A 20,992-nucleotide genomic window follows, 5' to 3' on the forward strand; every position below is an offset into this window, starting at 1 on the left:
CTCTCCTTACGCCTTAGCTTGTTCGAGTGCGGCTTCGACGACCTGCGGGGCAGGGGCCTTGCCGGTGAGCCGCTCGACGATCGCCGTCGCCGTTTCGGCGGCAATGCCGCGAACATGGCTCATGGCTTCCGTCTTCTTCGCGGAGATGGCCGCTTCGGATTCGGCCAGACGCTTGTTGAGATCCGCTTCCAGAGCCTTGCGCTTGGCATCGCTCTCGGCGGCGAGCTTGGCGCGGGTTTCCTGGGCGAGGGCCTGAGCGCGGCCCTTGGCCTCGGCCAGAGCCTTCTCATAGGCGACGCCAGCCTCTTCCGCGCGGGTCTTCATGGCGGCGGCTTCGTCGAGGTCCTTCGCGATCAGCGCGCGGCGGTTCTCGATGATGCCGGAAAGGCGCGGCAGAACGAGCTTCGAGAGAAGCGTGTAGAGCAGCGCGAAAGTGATCGCGAGCCAGATGATCTGACCGGCGAAGGTTTCCGTCGCGAAGGGCGGGAAGGCGGCATCTGCGGCATGGGCGCCGCCGTGTGCTTCCGTACCAGCCTGGGTGGTCTGAGCCTGAGCCATGGATATGGTCCTGGAATGTGGAAATGACGGCGGGTCTGCCGCCGTCACTGTCTCAAGCAAGGCGCCGCGTCGAGCGCCTTGCTCTCCCGATCACCACAGAATGGATTAGGTGAACAGCAGGAGGAGGGCGACGACGAGGCAGAAGATGCCGAGACCTTCCGCGAGCGCCGCACCGATGAACGCGCGGGCGAACTGGCTGTCGGCGGCCGAGGGGTTACGCAGAGCGCCGGAGAGGAAGTTGCCGAAGATGTTGCCGACGCCGAGAGCGGCGAGACCCATGCCGAAGCAGGCCAGGCCTGCGCCGAGGAACTTGAAAGCGATAGGATCCATCGTGTGATCTCCTAGGGGTGATGATCGGGAGAGGAGGGAAGGGACGACGCCGAGCCTTAGTGTCCCGGATGCAGGGCGTCGTTGAGGTAGATGCAGGTCAACACCGTGAAGACGTAGGCCTGCAGGGCGGCGACGAGGAACTCGAGCGCCGTAAGACCAACCGCCATGAGAAGCGGAAGGGGGGAGAGGAGCGCGATGCCGATGCCGGCGGTGCCAAGCGACACCACGAAACCGCCGAAGACCTTGAGGGCGATGTGCCCGGCCAGCATGTTCGCGAAAAGACGCAGGGAAAGGGAGATCGGACGAGACAGGAAGGAAATGATCTCGATCACGGTGATGAACGGCAGAAGCCAGCCCGGCACGCCCGAGGGCGTGAAGAGGTGCAGGAAGTGCACGCCGTGGGCGACGAAGCCGTAGATGATGACAGTGCCGATCACCAGAAGGGCAAGGGCGAAGGTCACGACGATCTGGCTGGTGACAGTGAAGAAGCCCGGAATCATACCCAGGAGATTCGCCGTCAGTACGAACATGAAGAGGGAGAACACGAAGGGGAAGAACTTCATGCCTTCCCGGCCCGTCGTATCGGTCAGCGTGTTGGCCACGAAATCGTGCAGGATCTCGGCCACCGACTGGGCGCGTCCGGGAACGAGAGCCTTCTTGCGCGTGGCGTAGAGCAATCCGCCGACGATGACGGCGGCAGCGCCGATCATGAACAGCGATGAATTGGTGAAATTGATGACCGGAATAATGGGCTTGACCTGGAATTGCTCGATCGGGCTCGCCATGATCCGCTCTCAAATCCTGCTGTTGCGCTGCTGTTTAATAAAGATGTCGAAACCGCGGCTTCTCACTTCTTGTCGTCATACCTGGCCGACTTGACCATGCCTGCCGCTCGAAGAAGGTTGAGCATGCCGGCGCAGAAGCCGAGGATGAGACAAATTATGAGACCCCAAGGCGAAACGCCGAACAGGCGGTCGACAAGCCAACCCACCACGCCGCCGGCGATGACCCCTGAGACAAATTCGGCCGAGAGCCTGAAGGCCTGACCGATTGCATGGGGATCCGACTTCGGACGTTCGCGAGGTTCGGCCTCCGCCCGCTGCACGGATGCTTGTGAGATCCGGGCATCGAGAGATTTCAGCCTCGCCGACAGGTCAGCATCATCGGTACCGTTCGGTTTCCGCTCATTTTCATCGCTCCGCTTGGTAGGGTCCGCCATTGCGATCTCCTGAAAGCGTTGCGGGAAAATGCTTGGGAAGCCTGGCCCCGAAAGCCGGGCGCAACATATGGGCGGGGGTCCCCCCTGTCAAGGACCGTCTGAAAACATCTAAATGATTGATATGTCTCGTATAAGGCCGTTTTCGCCGTAGGTCGGCCCGAAAGCGCACACGTTTTTGAGGCTGAACGAAGGCGGCCTGAAAGCCTTAGGCTACCTCAAGAATGCGCTCGGCGCTCTGCAGGTCGACCGACACGAGCTGCGATACACCCCTTTCGGCCATGGTGACGCCGAAGAGGCGGTCCATGCGGGCCATGGTGATCGGGTTGTGGGTGATGACCACGAAACGGGTTTCGGTCTGCCTCGCCATCTCCTCGAGGAGATCGCAGTAGCGCTCCACATTCGCGTCGTCGAGAGGGGCGTCCACCTCGTCCAGCACGCAGATCGGGGAGGGATTCGTGAGGAACACCGCGAAAATGAGCGCGGTGGCCGTGAGCGCCTGCTCGCCGCCCGAGAGAAGGGTCATGCTCTGGGGCTTCTTGCCCGGCGGGCGGGCGAGAATCTCGAGGCCCGCCTCGAGCGGATCGTCCGAATCAACAAGGGTCAGCTCCGCCGTGCCGCCGCCGAAGAGGGTGGTGAAGAGGCGCTTGAAATGGGCATTCACCACGTCGAAGGCGGCGAGCAGGCGCTCGCGGCCCTCGCGGTTGAGGCTGCCGATGGCCTGACGCAGGCGCTTGATGGCCTCGACGAGGTCATCCCGCTCCGTGGCGATGCCGGTGTACTTGGCCTCCAGCTCGGCCAGTTCCTCGTCGGCGCGGAGGTTCACGGCGCCGAGGCGCTCGCGGTCCGCCTTTAGGGCGTGGAGCTTCGATTCGATCTGAGCGTGGGAGGGCAGCTCGGTCACGTCCTTGAGACCCGCCATTTCGATGAGGCCGGCCGGAGTGGTTTCGAGATTTTCCGCGATGTTGCGGGTGATCTCGGCCAGACGCTGCACGGCGGCCTCGTGGCGTGCCTGGGAGCCGGCGCGCGCCTCGCGGGCGGCGGCGAGCGCTTCCAGAGCCGCACGGGCGGCGCGGTCGGTCTCGGCGAGGCTGGTTTCCGCATCGGCGAGCCGGTCCGCGGCCTCCCTGCGCCTGGCCTCCGCCTGCTCGACCTCGCCGATGAGGGCGCGGCGGCGCTGCAGATAGGTGTCGGGAGCCTCCAGCAGGCGCTCGTGCTCGTCCCGGGCGCGCTCCAGGCGCTCGCTCAGGTCCTCATGGGCCTTGGCGGCGCGGGCGGCGCGCTCGGTCCAGAGGCGGATATCGGCAGCGATGGAATCCTGACGGCGGCGGCGAAGCTCGGCTTCGTGAAGCAGGGATTGCAGGGCGGCGCGAGCTTCGGAGGCGGCGGCCCGGCGCTCGGCGACGCGGGTGCGCTCTTCGAGCAACCGGCTTTCGAGATCGGGGGCGGGAGCCAGCTCCTGCAGCGCGCCTTCGGCGTCCTGCACGCGCTCCAAGGCTTCCGCCTCGCTCTCGGAGAGGCGCGCGAGGCCTTCCTGCAGGGCGGAGCGACGCTGGCCGAGCTCGGCTTCCTTGCGTTCCGCGGCGGAGAGGCGGGTGCGGGCGGCGTCGAGAGCCTGGCGGGCCTGGCGGGCGGTCTCGATGGCCTGCATCTCGCGGGAGGCGGCCCGACGCACGGCTTCGAGTGCGGCTTCGGCCTGGTGGCGCAGCTCTTCGGCCTGTTCGCGGGCTTCAGCGGCTTCACGCTCCAGATCGCCCAAGCGATTCTTCTCGGCCAGACGGCGGGCCGCCGGGGAAGGGGCCTCCGCCGCCGTGGTGAAACCGTCCCAGCGCCACAGATCGCCTTCCTGGGAGACGAGACGCTGGCCGGGTTTCAGCAGGCTGCGCAGGCGCAGGCCGTCGGCCCTGCTCACCACGCCGATCTGGCGAAGACGGCGCTGCAGCTCCACCGGAGCCCTGGCGAGGTCCGCGAGCGAGCGCACGCCCTCGGGCAGGAGGGGATCGCCGTCGCCTGCGCCGGTCATCTCCCAATGGTGCGGAGCGGACGGGTTGGTCGACGCTTCGAGATCGTCGCCGAGGGCTGCCCCGAGAGCCGTCTCGTAGCCCTTCTCGACGGTGATCTGGTCGAGGGCCGGGGGCCAGAGGTCGCCGGTGGCGGAGGTGACGAGCTTGGCGAGCGTCAGCGCCTCCGTTTCCAGGCGCTGGGCCTTGCGCTCGGCCTCGTTGAGGGGCTGGCGCAGGCGGTGTTCCGCCTCGCGGGCATGGCTGAGCGCCTCGCGGGCCTCGATCACGGCCTCCTCGGCGCCCTGAGCCGCTTCCTCGGCGATCGCCGCTTCCTCGCGCAGGTCGTCGACCGGCAGACTGCCCTCGTGGGAGGCGGACAGGGCCTCGATGTCGCGCTCCAGACGCTCCTTCTCCGAGCGGAAGCGCGTGGCGCGCTCCATCTCCTCGCGCACGGCGCGCTCGAGGGCGGCGCGGCGGGCATTGAGGTCCGAGGTCTGGGCCTGAAGGGCGCTCAGGCTCGCTTCGGCCTCCGCGAGGGCGGCTTCGGCCGCCTGGAGGCGCTCTTCGTTCTCGGTACGGGCGTCATCGGCTCCGCCGGTGGTCTGGGCGATTTCGGCGGCTTCGGCCTGCAGGCGCTCGATGGTGGCTTCCGCGTCGGCGCGTTGGGCGGCCTCGCGGGCAATATCCCGGTTCAGGTCGCCGATATGGCGCTCCAGCTCGACCACGCGCTCCTTGGAGCGACGCTCCTCCGATTCGAGCTCGTTGCGGGCATGGGTCAGACGCTGCAGGGCCGCGGCCGCCTCGGCCTCGGCCTGGCGCAGGGCGGGGATCCCGTGGGCCGCTACCGCCTGGGCGGTGGCGGCTCGGGTCTGCTCCTCGGTGAGATCGGCGACGGCCTTGAGGTCCTCGGCCACCTGTTTCTCGGCGGCGGCGGCCTGCTCCCGCGCTTCGGCATAGCTGATCGCGTACATCAGCGCTTCGAGGCGGCGGATCTCCGACGAAAGGTTCTTGTAGCGGGAAGCCTGCCGGCCCTGGCGCTTGAGGCTCTCGATCTGGCTCTCCAGTTCCCGGATCACGTCTTCGACACGCACGAGGTTGTCCTCGGCGGCCTTGAGACGCAACTCAGCCTCGTGGCGGCGGGCGTGGAGGCCCGCGATCCCCGCGGCGTCCTCCAGGATGCGGCGGCGGGCCTGGGGCTTGGCGGAGATGATCTCGCTGATCTGGCCCTGGCGGACGAGGGCGGGCGAGCGCGCCCCGGTGGCGGCGTCCGCGAACAGGATCTGCACGTCGCGGGCGCGCACCTCCTTGCCGTTCACCCGGTATGTCGAGCCTTCCTCGCGCTCGATCTTGCGCGAAATCTCGAGAACGTCCGTATCGTTGAAGGCGGCCGGGGCCGTGCGCTCCGCATTGTCGATGGTGAGCATCACCTCGGCCCAGTTGCGGGCCGGTCGATTGCCGGAGCCGGAGAAGATGACGTCGTCCATTCCCGTGGCGCGCATGTTCTTGTGGGAGTTCTCTCCCATCACCCAGCGCAGGGCTTCCACGAGGTTGGATTTGCCGCAGCCGTTCGGCCCGACCACGCCGGTCAGGCCCGGCTCGATCAGGAAATCGGTCGGTTCGACGAAGGTCTTGAACCCTGCGATGCGAAGGCGCGTCAGCTTCATGGACGCGCCTTCCCGACCGGCCCCTGGGGGGCCGGTTTCAGGGGCTTACTCGCCCAGAAGAGGCTTGATGACCTTTTCAATCTCATCGATCGAGAGGCTTCCCGGATGACGCTGACCATTGATGAAGAAAGTCGGGGTGGAGTCCACATTGAACTGTTCCATAGCCCGGTTCTTCACCGCGTTGACTGCGTCATAAAGTTTCTGGTCCTTGAGGCAAGCATCAAATTTTTCCTGTGAAAAACCCGCCTGCCTCATGAACTGGCGGAGCGCATCCAGGGGCTTGTCCACAAAAGCCCAGTTCTTCTGCTGCTCGAAGAGCATGTCCGTTATCGGATAATATTTGTCGTTCCCGTCGCAGCGGGCGAGCATGAAGCCGGCCGTCGCCAGAGGGTCGAGAGGGAATTCGCGCAGGATGAACCGGACCTTCCCCGTGTCGACGTAGCGCTTCTTGAGCTCAGGCCAGGTGGTGGCGTGGAAATTGGCGCAGTGGGAGCAGGTGAGGGACGCGTATTCGATGATCGTCACCTTGGCGTTGTCCGGGCCCAAAGCCACGTCCCCGAGGGGACCCTCGACGGCGAGGTCCTGAACGGTCACGTTCTGCGCCAGGGCGGGGAAGCTCGTGACGAGCGTGGCGGTAAGGGCTGCGGTCCCGAGAAGCTGAAGCGTCTGACGCCGGGTGATCATGGGGGAGAACTCCTGAAGAGATGCTGCTTTGCGGTAAATTGAGACGTTGCCCAAGGCAAGCGCCGCCCATCTCACTCTTTCGTGCGTGAACCGGAGCTGACGACCGCCTTGCTCATGACCGCTTGCTGCCTACGATCGCCCGGCCCAGCCGGTCGAGGGCGGCCTTGAGGCCGTCCTCCGCGATGCCATCGATGGCGGTGTCGACCTTGGTCATCTCCGCCGGGGTGAGGGGGGGCGCCGGGGGCGGCTTCCTCTCAACCCGCCGCACGGGGCCTTGTTTCAGGACGATCCTGCCGATGCAGCGCCAGCCGTAATAGGTGTTGACCCGATCGATGACCGTGGGAGCCATGTGCTGGAGTTCGAGCGCGAAGGCGCTTTCGACCCGGACAACGAGGGTCGCGGGTTCCGGGCGCGCCTCCGGATCCGCATGGGGAGGCTTTCGCTTCCATTCGATCTTGAGCGGCTGGGTGAAGGCGGCGAGCCTTTCTCCGACGATGTCGGGCCAGGCCATGATCACGTCGGAGGTCGCAAAGCCTTGCGCCGCCAGGCTCGGGGAGAGACAGACGTCGAGAAACTCGGCAATGGGGCGGGCCAAAGGCCTTGGGCGTTTCACTGGCGCCTCGGTCGTCTCATGTTGAATGTCCAAAAGCCGCGTTGGAATATTCCGTGTAGACCGTTATTCCGAATCTCATGTTAACGCCCGCCCCGAGCGCGACCAAGCCCGACCCGCAGGACCTGCTTGCCTGGTACGACCGTCACCGGCGCGAGCTGCCTTGGCGCGCCAGGGCCGGCGAGACCGCCGACCCTTACCGCGTCTGGCTGTCCGAGATCATGCTGCAGCAGACCACGGTGGCGGCGGTCAAACCCTTCTACCTCAACTTCCTGGAGCGATTCCCGACCGTGGAGGCTCTCGCCGGGGCTCCGGCGGAGGCGGTCATGCAGGCTTGGGCGGGACTCGGCTATTATTCCCGCGCCCGCAATCTCCATGCCTGCGCCAAGGCGGTCGTGGACAGGCACGGCGGCGAATTTCCCTCGACGGAGCCCGAACTCCTGAAGCTTCCCGGCATCGGCGCCTACACGGCGGCGGCCGTGGCCGCCATCGCCTTCAACGAAAGGGCGGCGGCGGTGGACGGCAATGTGGAGCGGGTCATGTCCCGCGTCTTCATGGTCGAGGAGCCGCTGCCCAAGTCAAAACCTCTCATCCGCTCCCTGACGGCGGAACTCGTGCCCGAGGACAGGCCCGGCGATTTCGCGCAAGCGGTCATGGATCTCGGCGCCACGATCTGCACGCCCAAGCGCCCGGCCTGCGCGCTCTGCCCCTGGATGAGGCCGTGCCAAGCCCGCGCCACGGGCCTGCAGGAGATGTTCCCGAAGAAACAGAAGAAGGAGACCGGGCCCCTGCGCAGAGGCGCGGCCTTCGTGGTGCTGCGCGCCGATGACACGATCCTTCTGCGCACCCGCCCTCCAGCGGGGCTTCTCGGCGGCATGGCCGAGCCGCCGACGAGCGATTGGCTGCCGGATTACGAACCCTCACGCGCCGTGCTCGACGCCCCCATCGAGGCGCGCTGGCAGCGGCTGCCCGGCACAGTCCGCCACGTGTTCACCCATTTCCCCCTGGAGCTGACGGTGCTTTTCGCGAAGGTGGCCAAGGGCACGCCCGCCCCGCATGACATGCGCTGGACCCCGCGGCTTCATCTGCATGAGGAGGCATTGCCCGGCGCCATGAAGAAGGTTTTGGTGCATGCCTTGGGTGATCTGCCGGGGGCGAAGAAGGCATCCGACAAGCAGCCTGCGAAGGGCGCCGCGAAGTAGGTCGCGGTCGCGCAGCCGTAGGAGTGGGGCCTAGGAGGTGCATGCATCAGCTCTCACTGTGTCATCACCGGCACAAGGCCGTTGATCCCGATCCGTCGGAGCGCCTGCGCCTTTTGCATCGGGATGGCCGGGACTGATTCCCGGAACAAGTCCGCAGACGGCCATGACGCTGTACGGCCGTTCTGTTGTCGGGAGTGACACAACGCTTCGACCTTGCGCCTCTTGCTCTCAGCCCCTTCAGGCATGGAACGATCTCGTCTTCCATCCGCGCGTCGACCTGTCGGAATGAGAGCTGCAATCGTGAGAGCCGTCACCCTCCCGCCAGCGCCTTCTGACTGCGCTTGAACAGGGCCGCGAGCGCATTCGCCACGCGCATCACGTTCGGGCGGTTGCGGCTGCGGCGATGCATGACGAGGAACACATCCTCGATCAGGTCGCCTTCGGGCATCACAACCTGCTTGAGATCGGGATCGGAATCGCCGAGCCAGCAGGGCAGGAAGGCCGCGCCCAGGCCCGCTTTGGCCGCTTGATACCGGATCGGCATGTCGCCGATGCGGGCGGCAATCGTGCGCCCTTGCGCGAACTCGGCGACATAGGCCGCCTGCCGGGACAGGGTCGGATCCTCCGGCGGGGCGATGACGGACGCCGGGTCCTCGGAGGTGGCGTAGATGGCGAAGGCGATCTGCCCCACCTTTCGCGCCACGAGCTCGTCAGTGCCCTCGGGCAGGACGCGCATGCGAAGCGCGATGTCGGCCTCACCCGAGGCGAGGTCGAGCTTTCGGCGGGTGGGAATATAGGCGATCTCCACGGGCTCGGCGGCCTTGTGCAGTTCCGCTGAATGCAGCGACAGGAACAGGGCGACCGAGGAGGTCGCGGTCACGCGCACGGGCGCATCCGGATCGGGTCGATGGGCTGAGGCCGTGCGCGCCACGATGCTTGCCGCCTCGCCCATGGGGGAGGCCGCCTCGAGGATCGCCCGGCCTGCCCCCGTCAGTTCGAGGTTGTTGGGACCGCGCTGGAAAAGGTCGATCCCGAGCGTCTCCTCCAGTGCCCTGATGCGCCGGGCCACCGTCGGCTGGCTCTGCCCCAAGGCTTTCGCCGCGCCGTTCATCGATCCATGAGCCACCACGGCCAGGAAGATCCGCAGATCGTCCCAGGACGGTTCGCTGAAGGCGAGGTGAAAGGGATCGTGAGAAGGGTGAGCCATGGCAGTATGCTAAAACGTTGGGGCGGCGCAGGCATAGGGGGATGTTCCGTGGGTCGGGTGATCCCACCATCGCCTGAGGAGGGTTTGCCCGCAGCCCTTCAGCCGCGTGAGGGTGGTCTACACTTCTGACGAGGTCAGGGGCTTCACAAGCCGGAGGGCTCGGGCGAGAAACGCGCGAGGCAAAGTTCATGAGCAGCGATCATGCGCGGTACTATCTCATCCGGTGGTTTTGACCTGGCCTATTCCGTCGAAGGGCAGGGCACGCCTGCCATCGTGATCGGCAGCGCGGTCTACTATCCGCGAACCTTCTCGCAGAACCTGAGGAGGTCGCTGCAGCTTGTCTTCGTCGATCATCGCGGCTTTGCGAAAACCTCGAAGGATCTGCAGCCATCCGACTACGAACTCGATGTGGTGCTCGACGACATCGACCTCGCCCGGCGTCATTTCGGGCACGAGAAGATGATCGTCATGGGCCATTCCGGCCATGGCTACATGGCGCTGGAATATGCCAAGCGCTATCCGCAGCACGTGTCCCACGTGGTGATGATCGGCACCGGGCCGAGCCACGGCGCGGCGCATCAGGAAGCGTCGGAACGGTACTGGCAGGAATCCGTCTGCCCGGAGCGCAAGGCGAAGCTCGCAGGCGATCTCGCATTGCTTCCCGCCGAGATCGAGGCTGCACCCGAGAAGCGTTTCGTCACCTTCTGCATCCGCCTCGGCGCGAAGAGCTGGTACGATCACGGCTTTGATGCGGCTGCGCTCTGGGAAGGCGTGCATGTGAACATGCCTGTCATCGACCACTTATGGGGCGAGACGTTTCGCGACCTCGATGTGCGGCAAGGGTTGGAGCGGCTCGACATCCCGGTTTTCCTCGCCCTCGGGCGGTACGATTATCTCGTCGCGCCCTACGCGACATGGGATGCCTATCGCGGCTGCTTCCGCGATCTCACGGTTCGCGTGTTCGAGAAGAGCGGGCACACGCCGCAACTCGAGGAGAGCGCGCTCTTCGATGCGGAGCTGCTTCGGTGGCTCGCCGCGCGGTGATCAGGCACCCATTCCGTCTGACGCCCTCAAGACCGGTTGCGGTCTCGTCACGCCGAGGGGGCCCGCAGGAAGCGCGGCGCGCTCCGACTTGCAGGTGGAGAACGACGCGCCTTCCGACGGGCAGTGCCAGGGCAATGTGCCTTCCGGCAGGTACCTGCCCAGGGCGTGGAGAGCGAGCATGGCGAGCATGACGACGGCGACGATGACGGTCGCGACGGCCGAGGCCTGGCTCGCGAGACCCGCCTCTTCGAGATTGTAGAGCACGACGCCGATGGTCTCGGTTCCCGCCGACCAGAGCAGGGCCGACACCGTCAGCTCGCTGAAGGCGAGCAGGAACGCCATCAGGCCGCCGGCCACCGCGGCCGGAAGAAGCGAGGGGAGGATGATGTCGGCGAGCCGGCGCGCGAGGCCCGCGCCATCGAGCGATGCGGCCTCCTCCTGCGCCACGTCGACCTGCGCCATTCCGGCGAGCACGGGCTTGAGCACGACCGAAAGGAAGCGGGCGAGATAGGCGAAGACGATGATCGCCGGCGTCGCGTAGAGCGAGATGCCGATCAGCGGCAGCGGTTTCAGGAACAGGAGAATGCATGCGATGGCCAGCACGATGCCGGGAAGGACGTAGGACGTCTCGAGAAGAGCCGTCATGGGGATTCTCGCCGGTCCCGCCAGGCGCACCAGAGCATAGGCCATAGGGATCGACAGACAGGCCAGCAGGCACGCCGCACCCCCTGCATAGGCGAGCGAGTTCAGGAAGGCGCGCATGGTTACGTCCTGTCGCGCCAGGACCTCGGCGAAATTGTCGAAGGTGATTGTCTCGAGACTCAGGGGCATGCCGTAGGACGGAACGAGAGCGGCCGCCAGCAGGGACAGCACGGGTAGGACGAGAACGGCAGCGATGACGAAGATCACGAAAATCTCGGCGGCCGCGCGAGCCCGGTCGAGATGCCAGAATGGCAGCATGGGAGCGTCGTCTTCCAAAAGCACGCCGCCGCGGCGGGTGATGATCTGGCTGGCGGCCACGCAGACGATGGCGATGGTCGCGACGCAAAGGCCCAGCATCGCCACGTCGCCAAGGATGCCGGTGCCGAAGCTCGACATGCGGCGGTAGATGAGAACAGGCAGCGTGAGGTAATTCACCGGCGCGCCGAGCAGGGCCGGAATGCCGAAATTGCCGATGCCCGCCACGAAGGCGAGCAGGCCCGCGCTCATGAGGTGGGGACGCAGCAGCGGCATCACGTGGTCGGTGACGATGCGCAGGGGCCGTGCTCCGTCCACGCGTGCGGCTTCGATCACGATGAGCGGTATGCGCTTGAGGCCCGCGCTCACCACCACATAGACGAGCGGCGCGTGATGCAGCCCCAGCACGAGAATGATCCCGTCGCGCCCGAGCATCGGGTTCGCGCTGCCCGCTCCGGGCGCGAGGCCCAGACTGTTCAGAATCGGAGATGCCGGGCCGGCGAGATGGAGAAAGGCAAGGGCGATGACCTGTGGCGAGATCATCACGGACAGAACGAAGAGGAACGAGGCGAGATGGCGCCCGCGCATGTCGGTGACGCCAAGGACCAGCGCCATCGCCGTGCCGAGCGGAACCGCCAGCAGGGTGGAGAACAAGGCGGTCTCCAGCGTCGCCTGCGCGGCCCGAAGGGCCGACCGGCCGGAGAGGGCGGCGATCGCCTTCCCCGGATCGAAGGCGCCCCCGGGGGCCAAGGCCACCAGGAGCAGCCGAAGGGCAGGCAGGACCTCAAAGGAGAGCACGGCCAAAGCGACGAAAGCGAGGAGGCCGAAACCTCCCCGCTCCAGGAACGATTTGGTGTGCGCCCGGTCTCTCACTGACCGAAGATGTCGGCGAAAGTCGCCTTGTTCGCGGTCTCGTCGGCCAGCGCCTTCGCGGCATCGAAGCCCATGACCTTGATCTGCTCGCGCGGCGGATAGCCGGCAGGCAGCGGGACGGCGGGGTGCGCGGCGATGTAGCCCTGCTTCAGCGCCAGTTCCTGCCCTTCCTTCGAAATCAGGAAATCGACGAAGGCGCGGGCGGCTTCGGGATTCTTTGTGGTCTTGAGGATGGCGACGGGCTCGGACACGGCCGAGACGCCCTCCTGCGGGAACACGAACTCGATCGGGGCGCCCTTGGCCTTCTCGCGAATCGGCATGTAGTCGACGATGACGCCATAGAGCTTCTGGCCGCCCGCGACCTGCTTCAGCACGTCGCCGTTGCCGCCGCCGGCCGTGGCATCGTTGTCCTTGAGGTCCTCGTAGTACTTCCAGCCGCCTTCGAGATTGCCGGTCAGGGTGGCGGCATGGATGAGAGCGGCGCCCGATGTGAGGGGGCTCGGCATGACGAGCTGACCTTTGACTTCGGGCCGCGTGAGGTCGACCCAGGAGGTGGGCTTGAAGGTCGCCTTGGTGTTGTAGGCGATGCCGGTGGTGATCAGCTTCGTGGCGAACCAGAACTTCTGCGGATCGTGGGTGCCTTTGGCGTAGGCCGAAATATCGGCCTTGTCGTGCGCGAGCAGTCGGTCATCCTTCTTGAGGCCTTCCATCGTGACGCTGTCGGCGATCAGCAGCACGTCGGCCCGGGGCTGTCCCGCTTCGAATTCCGCGCTCAGCTTGGCGAGGATCTTCGGCGTGCCGTCGCGGACGAAGGTGATGTTGACCTCGGGATACTTGGCCTTGAAGGCGTCGATCGTCTGCTGGGCATCGGTGTTGGGCTGGCTCGTATAGAGCACAAGGTCGCCGGATATGCCTTCGGCCTGTGCGAAGGCGGGCACGAGGGCGGCGAGCAGGGGAAGTATGCGCTTGATGAGCACGGGCAGGTCCTGTCTTTCGTTCGATCTATCCCGCGCTAGCGGTCTTGGATGACGTCTCTGTGACGAAAGGCTAGGGCGTAAAGCGGAAAGGGCCAGCACCGGGCTGGCCCTTTCGAAGATACGGGATGATATCTTGATCCTACGCCGCGAGTTCCGCCCGCACCTTCGTGCGGAACTCGTCGATGGAAACGAGCTTTCCGTTTCGTTCCACGTGCCAGAATGTCCAGCCGTTGCAGGATGGGAAGCCTTGCGTCAGCGCGCCGATCTTGTGGATCGAGCCGACGATGGGGCCCAGAGCGAGCGTGCCGTCGGCGCGCACCACGGCCTTGTGGCGGCGGCGTTCGTCCACCAGCGTCTCGCCCGCCTTCACATAGCCGCCCTCGACGAGCGACAGGAACGGCACGCGCACTTCAGCGCGCTTCTCCGGCGGGGCCGCGACCGATACGTCGTCGAGCGGGACGACCGCATCGATGCGCTTGCGCGCGGCTTGCGCATAAACCGGATCGCGCTCGAGGCCGATGAAGTTGCGCCCAAGCATCTTGGCGACGGCGCCGGTGGTGCCGGAGCCGAAGAAGGGATCGAGCACCACGTCACCCGGATTGGACGAGGAGAGCAGCACACGGGCGAGCAGCGCTTCCGGCTTCTGGGTGGGGTGCACCTTGCGCCCGTTCTCGTCCTTCAGGCGCTCGTCGCCGGTGCAGATCGGGATGAACCAGTCCGAGCGCATCTGCACGTCTTCGTTGCCGGCTTTCAGCGCATCGTAATGGAAGGTGTAGCCCTTCGAATCCGCGCTCTTCGAGGCCCAGATCATGGTCTCGTGCGCATTGGTGAAGCGGCGGCCCTTGAAGTTCGGCATCGGGTTGGCTTTCCGCCACACGATGTCGTTGAGAATCCAGAAATCGAGATCCTGCAGGGCCGCGCCCACGCGGAAGATGTTGTGGTAGGAGCCGATTACCCACAAGGTCGCGTTCTTCTTCATCACGCGGCGCACGGCGGAGAGCCAGGCGCGGGTGAAGGCGTCGTAATCGGCAAAGCTCGCGAACTTGTCCCAGTCGTCGTCGACGGCGTCGACGAGGCTCTGATCCGGACGCGTGAGCGCCTGTTCGAGCTGGAGGTTGTACGGCGGATCCGCGAAGACGACGTCGACGCTCTCGGGGGGAAGCTTCTCGAGACTGGCGATGCAGTCGCCGAGAAGGATCTCGTTGAGAGGAAGAGGCTTCGGCAAGACGGAGAGGGAGGCTTTACGCCCCGTCCGAGGAGCCGGCGCAGACCGCCCGGTACGCGAGACACTGATCCGGGAGGCGGCGCCGGCAGCCCCGGTACGCAAGGTACCCATGGGTGATCACCGGTTACGCAACTGACACTCAGGATCATCGTCCGTTAGGGTAAAGATCAGGTTTCCAGAAAGAAAAAAATGCGTCTTATTTTGGGTCGGCAAAACTTGCCTAGATATTGAAAAGATTGATCTTTTCTGGTTAACGCGCGTTAGGTTTGGTTACAGGTCCAGTAACCCTTGTCTCAGCGGCGCAAAACTCATGCGGTGAAACGGGCAGGGGCCGTCGCTGGCGAGCACCCGGAGATGCGTCTTCGTGCTGTAGCCCGCATTGCTCGCGAATCCGTAGGCCGGATAAGTCTCGGCGAGGCGCGCCATCATGCGGTCGCGCACCACTTTCGCCACGATGGAGGCTGCCGCGATCGACGCGATGCTCGAATCGCCCTTGATGAAAGCCTTTGTCGCGCAGGGAAGTCGCGGCGGATCGTTGCCGTCGACGAAGGCGAGATCCGGCGTGCAGGGAAGGGCCGCGAGCGCCCGGCACATGGCCTGCAGCGAGGCCTGCCTGATATTGATGATGTCGATCTCTGTATGGGACACCGAGGCAATGCCCACCTTCGCGGTCGCCAGGATTTCCGCGAACAGCGCCTCGCGCTTCGGCGCCGTGAGGACCTTCGAATCCGCCAGGCCCTGCGGGACATTGTCCGGATCGAGCACGACCGCCGCCGATACGACCGGTCCTGCGAGCGGTCCGCGCCCGACCTCGTCGAGGCCCGCGATGCAGGTGTAGCCCGCCGCGCGGGCGGAAAGCTCGCGGTCGAGGCCAAGGCCGGGTTTCCTGGGAGAGCGAATCGGTGCGGTCATGGGGTGGGATCAAAGCGGGAGGAGGCCTCTTTGTCATCCGCGCTTTATGCCGCCCGTGTGAATGCTCCCTCCATGATCCCTGTTCCCTCCCGCTTCAAACCAGCCTTGTGCCGGTGATCCCGATGGTGCGAAGCGCCGCGCTTGTCCGATCGGACGGCCATGACGGGGAAGGCTCAAAACAAACTCAGCTGCCCGGTCTCTTTCGCGGGAGACTTGAACAGGTCCTTGCGCAGGGAGAGATTCCGCTTGTTCAGCCCCAGCCGCTCGGCGGCGGTCTCGAAGCGGCGGCCGATCATCCAGGCATAGGGGCCGACGCCCGACTGGCGCGTGCTCCAGCCGGAATCGTAATCCTTGCCGCCGCGCGCTTCCTGAAGCAGCGAGAACACGTGCTTGAGCTTGTCCGGATAGTGCTCCACCAGCCAGTCGCGCATGAGGTCCTTCAGGTCGTGCGGCAGGCGAAGCAGCACGTATCCGGCCTCCTGCGCCCCGGCCTGCTGCGAGGCTTTCAGGATAGCTTCGATTTCGTGATCGTTGATGGCGGGAATGATCGGGGCCACCAGCACGGTCACCGGAATGCCGGCCTCCGAGAGCCTGCGCACGGTCTCGAGGCGCTTGGCGGGCGTCGCCGCGCGCGGCTCCATCCTTCGGGCGAGCTTCGGATCGAGGGTCGTGATGGAGATCGCGACCTTGGCGAGCTGCTTGTCGGCCATCTGGCTCAAGAGATCGATGTCGCGGGTGACCAGCGCCGATTTCGTAACGATGCCGACGGGATGGTTGGCGCGGTTCAGCACTTCAAGAACGGAGCGCGTGATGCGGAACTTTCGCTCCACCGGCTGATAGGGGTCCGTGTTGGCGCCGAGCGCGATGGTCGTGGGCTGATAATTCGGCGCGCGCAGCTCCTTCTCCAGAAGTTCGGCGGCATTGGGCTTGGCGAAGATCTTGGTCTCGAAGTCGAGTCCTGAGGACAGGCCCTGATAGGCATGGGTAGGCCGCGCGAAGCAGTAGGAGCAGCCGTGCTCGCAGCCGCGGTACGGATTGATCGACTTCTCGAAGAGGATGTCGGGGGAATCGTTCTTCGTGATGATCGTACGCGGCTTCTCGATGATCACCTCGGTCGGCAGGGGCAAAAGCTCCTCCCCGATGTCCCAGCCGTCGTCGAAGCTCTCGCGCCGCGCGGGCTCGCAGCGCCCGGTGGGGTTGGCCACCGCGCCCCGGCCCCGGCGGCGGTCCATCTCGACCCGATAGGCCGGATCGTCCATCCGACGGCGCGCAGCCTCGGCGGCCTCGATGGGCGAGCGCTTCACAGGCCTCGAAGGAGCGGGCTGATCCTTGATACGGATGGACATGGCGGCCTCGGGCGAATCTGGATTGAGAACCAACCCAGAACAGAACAAACGAGGAACAAAATCAAGTGCTCTTAATGACGATCCACCCGGCGACGTTGCCATGCGAAGGGGCTATAAGAGATCCATGATCACCGTTCTCGTCCGTGTCACTCATGGGCCGGAGGCCCTGGCCGCCACCTTGAGCGCCCTCGTTCCCGCCGTCGCGGCGGGGCTCGTCGGCGATGCCGTCATTCTATCCCGCAGACAGGACGGGACCTTGGCGAAGGTGGCCGATGCTGTCGGGGCCAGCCTGATGGTCGCGGAAGAGATGTCCTGGGCGGAGGGAGCCCGAACGGCGCGGCGGGATTGGCTGCTCTGCCTCGACGACGGCGATATTCCCCAGGAGGATTGGATCCGGATCCTCGACCGTTTCGTGGCCCTAACACCGCCCGAGCGGGGGCTTGCCCGTTTCCGCCGGGACACCGGCATGGCCGGGCTCCTGCGCCGCGCCTTCGCGCGCTCCTCCGTCCGCGCGGGCGATCTCGTGCACCGGCGGATCTTGCTCCACGAGGTGAAGGCCCGCGCGCCCGTGCGCCTGTCGGCCCGGATCGAGCGCGATCCGGTCTTCGGCTGATTCATCCTTTCAGCTTTCCGCGCTTCAGGTGCTCGTCGAGGCGGGGCATGATCTCGACGAAGTTGCAGGGGCGGTAGCGGTAGTCGAGCTGGGTGGCGAGGATTGCGTCCCACGCGTCCTTGCAGGCGCCAGGCGATCCCGGCAGGACGAAGATGTAGGTGGCGTTCGCCACGCCCGCCGTGGTGCGGGACTGAATCGTCGAGGTGCCGATCTTGTCGTAGGAAATGCGGTGGAACACGGCGGAGAAGCCGTCCATGCGCTTCTCGAACAGGGGCTCGATGGCCTCGGGCGTGACGTCCCGGCCGGTGAAGCCCGTACCGCCCGTGGTAATGACCACGTCGATGGCGGGATCGGCGATCCAGCCTTTGACCCTTTCGCGGATGGCCTCCACGTCGTCCGTCACGATCGCGCGGTCCCCGAGCCTGTGACCTGCCTTCATGATTCGCTCGGCGAGCGTGGCGCCGGACTTGTCGTCATCAAGGGAGCGCGTGTCGGACACCGTGAGCACCGCGATGGAGAGCGGAATGAAGGTCAGCGTTTCGTCGATGCCGGGCATGGGGAACTCTCGCGTGGTCGATCAACATCTAACGCAGAGAGGAGCACACTGACACCCTCATCGCCATCCCCGGCCATCCCCGTCTTCGCGGCGCGGTGCGTTCCCAAGACGTGGACGGCCGCGACGAGGGCGGCCGTGACGGGGAAGGGGCACGGCTGGATGATGTCGTGACGATGAAGGCAGAACCTTACAATTTCGCAGCCCTGAACGTGTCGCAGGACTGGACGGAGCCGCTCTTCAGACCCGTCGTGAGCCAGCGCATGCGCTGTTCCGAAGAGCCGTGGGTGAAGGAATCGGGCACCACGCGGCCCTGAGATTGCTTCTGCAGCCGGTCGTCGCCGATGGCTTCCGCCGCGCGGACCGCTTCCTCGATGTCGCCCTGCTCCAGCGACTGCCAGCGCTGGTTGGAATGGTGCGCCCAAACGCCGGCCAGGCAATCCGCCATCAGCTCGACGCGAACGGACAATTGATTCGCCTGGGATCGGCCCACTTCCTGCTGGCGCTCCTGCACGCGCGGGAGAATGCCGAGAAGGTTCTCGACATGGTGGCCGACCTCGTGCGCGAGCACATAGGCATAGGCGAAGTCGCCGCCAGCGCGGAAACGGCGCTGCATCTCCTCGAAGAAGGAAAGGTCGATGTAGACCGTCTGGTCGAGCGGACAGTAGAAGGGCCCCATGGCCGATTGCGCGCCGCCGCAGCCCGAGCGCGTGGCACCGGAGAACAGCACCAGCTTCGGCTCCTGGTATTGCCGGTTCACCTGCTGGGGCAGAACGGTCTTCCACACGTCTTCCGTATTGCCGAGGATCGCGGCGGCGAAGCGCCCCGCCTCGTCCTGAGGCGTGCCCGGACGGCCCTGTTGCTGCTGATAGCCCGAACCGCCGCCGTTGAGCATCTCGGCGCCGCCGATCAGAAGGCGCGGGTCGATGCCGAGGGCCCAGCCGACGAGGCCCAGGATCACGATGGTGCCGATCCCCAGCCCGCCACCGCGGACCATGCCCATGCCGCGACGGTCTTCCACATTGGACGAGGTTCGGAAGTCTTCCCACCGCATGTTCCACCCACGAGCGGCAACATGATATGCCGCAGGAGCTTAAGGCCCGAAAGGTTGAACGAGTTCCGAACGCCCTCGGGGCGCGCCCCTATTCCTTCGCGTCGAGCGCCCGCCTCAAGGCCATGAAATCCCGCCAGCCGAGGCGCTTCTGTAGGGGCTGGCGCAGCAGATAGGCCGGGTGCAAGGTCGGCAAGGCGCGGATCTCGCGGCCGTCCTCGGTCTTGTAGGTGAACCAGCGCCCGCGGGTACGCAGAATCCCGTCCTTGAGGCCGAGCAGGTTCTGGGCCGCGGGGCCGCCGAGACAGAGCAGGAATTCGGGAGAGGCCAGCTCGATCTGCCGGGCGATGAACGGCTTGCAGATCGCGATTTCCTGCGGTGTCGGCGTGCGGTTGCCCGGCGGACGCCAGGGCACGATATTGGCCACATAGACTTGGCTACGGTCGAGGCCGATCGTAGCGAGCATCCGGTCGAGCAACTGGCCGGAGCGGCCCATGAAGGGCTTGCCGATCCGGTCCTCGTCCGCGCCGGGGGCTTCGCCCACCAGCATCACCCGGCCTTCCGGATTGCCGTCGGCGAAGGCCAGGTTCTTGGCGGAAAACTTCAAGGCACAGCCCTCGAAGGCTGCGAGGATCGTCTCCAGCTCCTCCATGGTCCGGGCGTGGCGCGCCTGCTCGCGGGCGAGGCTCGCCACTTCGTCGGGCGCGCCGGCGGCGGCCTTGGGCAAGGCGCGCGATGGGGAGGGGGCGGCCGAGGCCGGCGAGGCGCGGGCTGCCTGGTTCTGCGGAGCGGGGCTCGCCACGCGTGCCGGTTCGGGTTTCGGCTCCGCGAAGCGGTTGTGCGGAACCTCGTCGAGGGCAAGATCAACCCCCGCCTCGACATGGAAGTCGAGGAGCGCCTTCAAAGCATCGCGGTCGGAAGGGAGATCCTGCATAGAGCGTATGTAAGCGTTCTGGGCCCGATGAACAACTGAGGCTCGCAAGGAGCGCGATCGGCCGGCGGCTTTGCGGAAGCCGACCTTGCTCTCAGGAGATCAGGTCGAAAAGTGTCGGATCGTCACCACGCCGGGCGCCTTCGATAGAGAGAAGGCGGCGCTTCGTCATGCCGCCGCCATTCGCCGAGAACCCGCCGAGCTTGCCGCCTGCGGCGACAACCCGGTGGCAGGGAACGATGATGGCGAAAGGATTGCGCCCGAGCGCCTGACCGATCAGCCGGGCATTGTCGACACCGAGCCGGGACGCGATCTCCCCATAGGTCAGGACCCGGCCGGGCGGAATGCTGCGCGCAACCTCGAAGACACGTCGGTGAAGCTCCGGCACGCCCTCCATGTCCAGCGGGACACCGGACAGGTCGCGCGCCTCGCCCTTCAGCAGAGCGACCATATCCGCGATGATCGCCTGGATGGGGGGCGGGGGAGGGGCTTCGGCAACTCCCGGAAAACGCTTGGCGATGCGGCTGCGCGTTTTGGATGCATGGTCTTCCGGCAGCTGCACGCCGACGATGCCGCGGCCGTTCCAGGCAAGGCCGCATAAGCCGATGGGCGTGTCGAACAGCGTATAGAACGTCTCGCGATCGGAGGGGTGATCCTGCATTTGTCTACCTTAAGCGCCCTTGATGGGAGGGACAACTCAGGACGACGCCTGTACGATTCCCGGCGAAACGAGCGGGTGTCATCGGCTTTCAGCATAACCTTATACTGAAAGGGAACTTTGAGCTGCGTGCCAAAGAAGTTAGGAACGGTTCCAACAAAGGCCCTACTTGAGAAGCGATCCATATCGTTCATATGTGAACGATATGGATCGCTGGCGCTTCCAAGCCGCGTACAGGAGAATACGTATGTCCGATTTTCCCGCCCGTGAATCGATGGAGTTCGACGTCGTGATTGTGGGCGCTGGCCCTGCGGGCCTGGCGACGGCGATCCGTCTCAAGCAGCAGGCGGTCGAGAAGGGCGCGGACATCTCCGTCGT

The 20,992-nt window shown here is 65.7% G+C and carries 21 protein-coding genes; 4 read left to right on the forward strand and 17 right to left on the reverse strand.

The features are described 5' to 3' along the window. Positions 1-6 precede the first annotated feature (6 nt). The 7 genes from GR328_RS19895 to GR328_RS19925 form a co-directional block, all read right to left on the reverse strand. The gene (locus tag GR328_RS19895; RefSeq protein WP_160886914.1) at positions 7-558 is read right to left on the reverse strand and encodes a F0F1 ATP synthase subunit B family protein; all 552 of its coding nucleotides are present in this window, start codon (positions 556-558) and stop codon (positions 7-9) included. Positions 559-663: 105 nt separating this feature from the next. Next, the gene (locus GR328_RS19900; protein WP_116526730.1) at positions 664-888 is read right to left on the reverse strand and encodes a F0F1 ATP synthase subunit C; all 225 of its coding nucleotides are present in this window, start codon (positions 886-888) and stop codon (positions 664-666) included. Between the two features lie 56 nt (positions 889-944). After that, the gene (locus tag GR328_RS19905; protein ID WP_160886916.1) at positions 945-1,673 is read right to left on the reverse strand and encodes a F0F1 ATP synthase subunit A; all 729 of its coding nucleotides are present in this window, start codon (positions 1,671-1,673) and stop codon (positions 945-947) included. Positions 1,674-1,735: 62 nt separating this feature from the next. Beyond that, complete coding sequence (locus GR328_RS19910) at positions 1,736-2,107, reverse strand: AtpZ/AtpI family protein (protein WP_160886917.1); 372 nt, start codon at positions 2,105-2,107, stop codon at positions 1,736-1,738. Between the two features lie 205 nt (positions 2,108-2,312). Beyond that, on the reverse strand, positions 2,313-5,771 hold the full coding sequence (locus tag GR328_RS19915; RefSeq protein WP_160886919.1) for a chromosome segregation SMC family protein: 3,459 nt from the start codon (positions 5,769-5,771) through the stop codon (positions 2,313-2,315). 45 nt (positions 5,772-5,816) lie between these two features. Further along, entirely contained in the window at positions 5,817-6,455 is a 639-nt protein-coding gene (locus tag GR328_RS19920; protein ID WP_160886921.1) for a DsbA family protein, read from the reverse strand. 112 nt (positions 6,456-6,567) lie between these two features. Then, positions 6,568-7,068, reverse strand: a complete 501-nt coding sequence (locus tag GR328_RS19925) for a DUF721 domain-containing protein (RefSeq protein WP_425487055.1) — start codon at positions 7,066-7,068, stop codon at positions 6,568-6,570. 77 nt (positions 7,069-7,145) lie between these two features. Between GR328_RS19925 and mutY the strand changes: the two genes are divergently transcribed. After that, entirely contained in the window at positions 7,146-8,267 is a 1,122-nt protein-coding gene (mutY, locus tag GR328_RS19930) for an A/G-specific adenine glycosylase (protein ID WP_160886923.1), read from the forward strand. Positions 8,268-8,577: 310 nt separating this feature from the next. On the opposite strand, the gene GR328_RS19935 is transcribed toward mutY, so the two are convergent. Continuing rightward, a complete protein-coding gene (locus GR328_RS19935; protein WP_160886924.1) occupies positions 8,578-9,474 on the reverse strand; it encodes a LysR family transcriptional regulator in 897 nt (298 codons plus the stop codon). Between the two features lie 201 nt (positions 9,475-9,675). Here GR328_RS19935 and GR328_RS19940 point away from each other — a divergent pair, with 201 nt between their 5' ends. Then, positions 9,676-10,518 (forward strand): alpha/beta fold hydrolase, encoded by an 843-nt coding sequence (locus GR328_RS19940; protein WP_160886925.1) that lies wholly within the window; start codon positions 9,676-9,678, stop codon positions 10,516-10,518. Here the strand turns inward: GR328_RS19940 and GR328_RS19945 are convergent, their stop codons facing one another. From GR328_RS19945 to GR328_RS19965, 5 genes are all read right to left on the reverse strand, one after another. Then, entirely contained in the window at positions 10,519-12,348 is a 1,830-nt protein-coding gene (locus GR328_RS19945; RefSeq protein ID WP_160886927.1) for an ABC transporter permease subunit, read from the reverse strand. After that, on the reverse strand, positions 12,345-13,319 hold the full coding sequence (locus GR328_RS19950; RefSeq protein WP_425487056.1) for an ABC transporter substrate-binding protein: 975 nt from the start codon (positions 13,317-13,319) through the stop codon (positions 12,345-12,347). The genes GR328_RS19945 and GR328_RS19950 overlap by 4 nt, the downstream gene beginning before the upstream one ends. A 145-nt stretch (positions 13,320-13,464) precedes the next feature. Continuing rightward, on the reverse strand, positions 13,465-14,661 hold the full coding sequence (locus GR328_RS19955; protein ID WP_160886931.1) for a site-specific DNA-methyltransferase: 1,197 nt from the start codon (positions 14,659-14,661) through the stop codon (positions 13,465-13,467). Between the two features lie 159 nt (positions 14,662-14,820). Further along, on the reverse strand, positions 14,821-15,462 hold the full coding sequence (locus GR328_RS19960; RefSeq protein ID WP_160886933.1) for a ribonuclease HII: 642 nt from the start codon (positions 15,460-15,462) through the stop codon (positions 14,821-14,823). Positions 15,463-15,635: 173 nt separating this feature from the next. Continuing rightward, positions 15,636-16,721 carry a PA0069 family radical SAM protein gene (locus tag GR328_RS19965; protein WP_246215994.1) on the reverse strand — a complete coding sequence of 362 codons (1,086 nt, stop codon included), beginning with the start codon at positions 16,719-16,721 and terminating at the stop codon, positions 15,636-15,638. A 211-nt stretch (positions 16,722-16,932) separates the two neighbouring features. Between GR328_RS19965 and GR328_RS19970 the strand changes: the two genes are divergently transcribed. After that, the gene (locus GR328_RS19970; protein WP_160886937.1) at positions 16,933-17,421 is read left to right on the forward strand and encodes a hypothetical protein; all 489 of its coding nucleotides are present in this window, start codon (positions 16,933-16,935) and stop codon (positions 17,419-17,421) included. 1 nt (position 17,422) lies between these two features. Here GR328_RS19970 and moaB read toward each other — a convergent pair whose 3' ends face one another. From moaB to GR328_RS19990, 4 genes are all read right to left on the reverse strand, one after another. Next, a complete protein-coding gene (gene moaB, locus GR328_RS19975; protein WP_160886939.1) occupies positions 17,423-17,977 on the reverse strand; it encodes a molybdenum cofactor biosynthesis protein B in 555 nt (184 codons plus the stop codon). A gap of 187 nt (positions 17,978-18,164) precedes the next feature. Next, the gene (gene ypfJ, locus GR328_RS19980; RefSeq protein ID WP_160886941.1) at positions 18,165-19,028 is read right to left on the reverse strand and encodes a KPN_02809 family neutral zinc metallopeptidase; all 864 of its coding nucleotides are present in this window, start codon (positions 19,026-19,028) and stop codon (positions 18,165-18,167) included. A gap of 88 nt (positions 19,029-19,116) precedes the next feature. Continuing rightward, positions 19,117-19,959, reverse strand: coding sequence for a uracil-DNA glycosylase (locus GR328_RS19985; protein WP_160886943.1), 843 nt, complete (start codon positions 19,957-19,959; stop codon positions 19,117-19,119). Between the two features lie 91 nt (positions 19,960-20,050). Next, entirely contained in the window at positions 20,051-20,617 is a 567-nt protein-coding gene (locus tag GR328_RS19990) for a methylated-DNA--[protein]-cysteine S-methyltransferase (RefSeq protein ID WP_160886945.1), read from the reverse strand. A 244-nt stretch (positions 20,618-20,861) separates the two neighbouring features. Here GR328_RS19990 and GR328_RS27595 point away from each other — a divergent pair. Further along, positions 20,862-20,992 (forward strand): FAD-dependent oxidoreductase (locus tag GR328_RS27595; protein ID WP_160886947.1); only part of this gene is annotated, 131 nt, incomplete at its 3' end.

Origin of the sequence: Microvirga makkahensis, assembly GCF_009830105.1 — a bacterium.
In the GTDB taxonomy this organism is placed as follows: domain Bacteria; phylum Pseudomonadota; class Alphaproteobacteria; order Rhizobiales; family Beijerinckiaceae; genus Microvirga; species Microvirga makkahensis.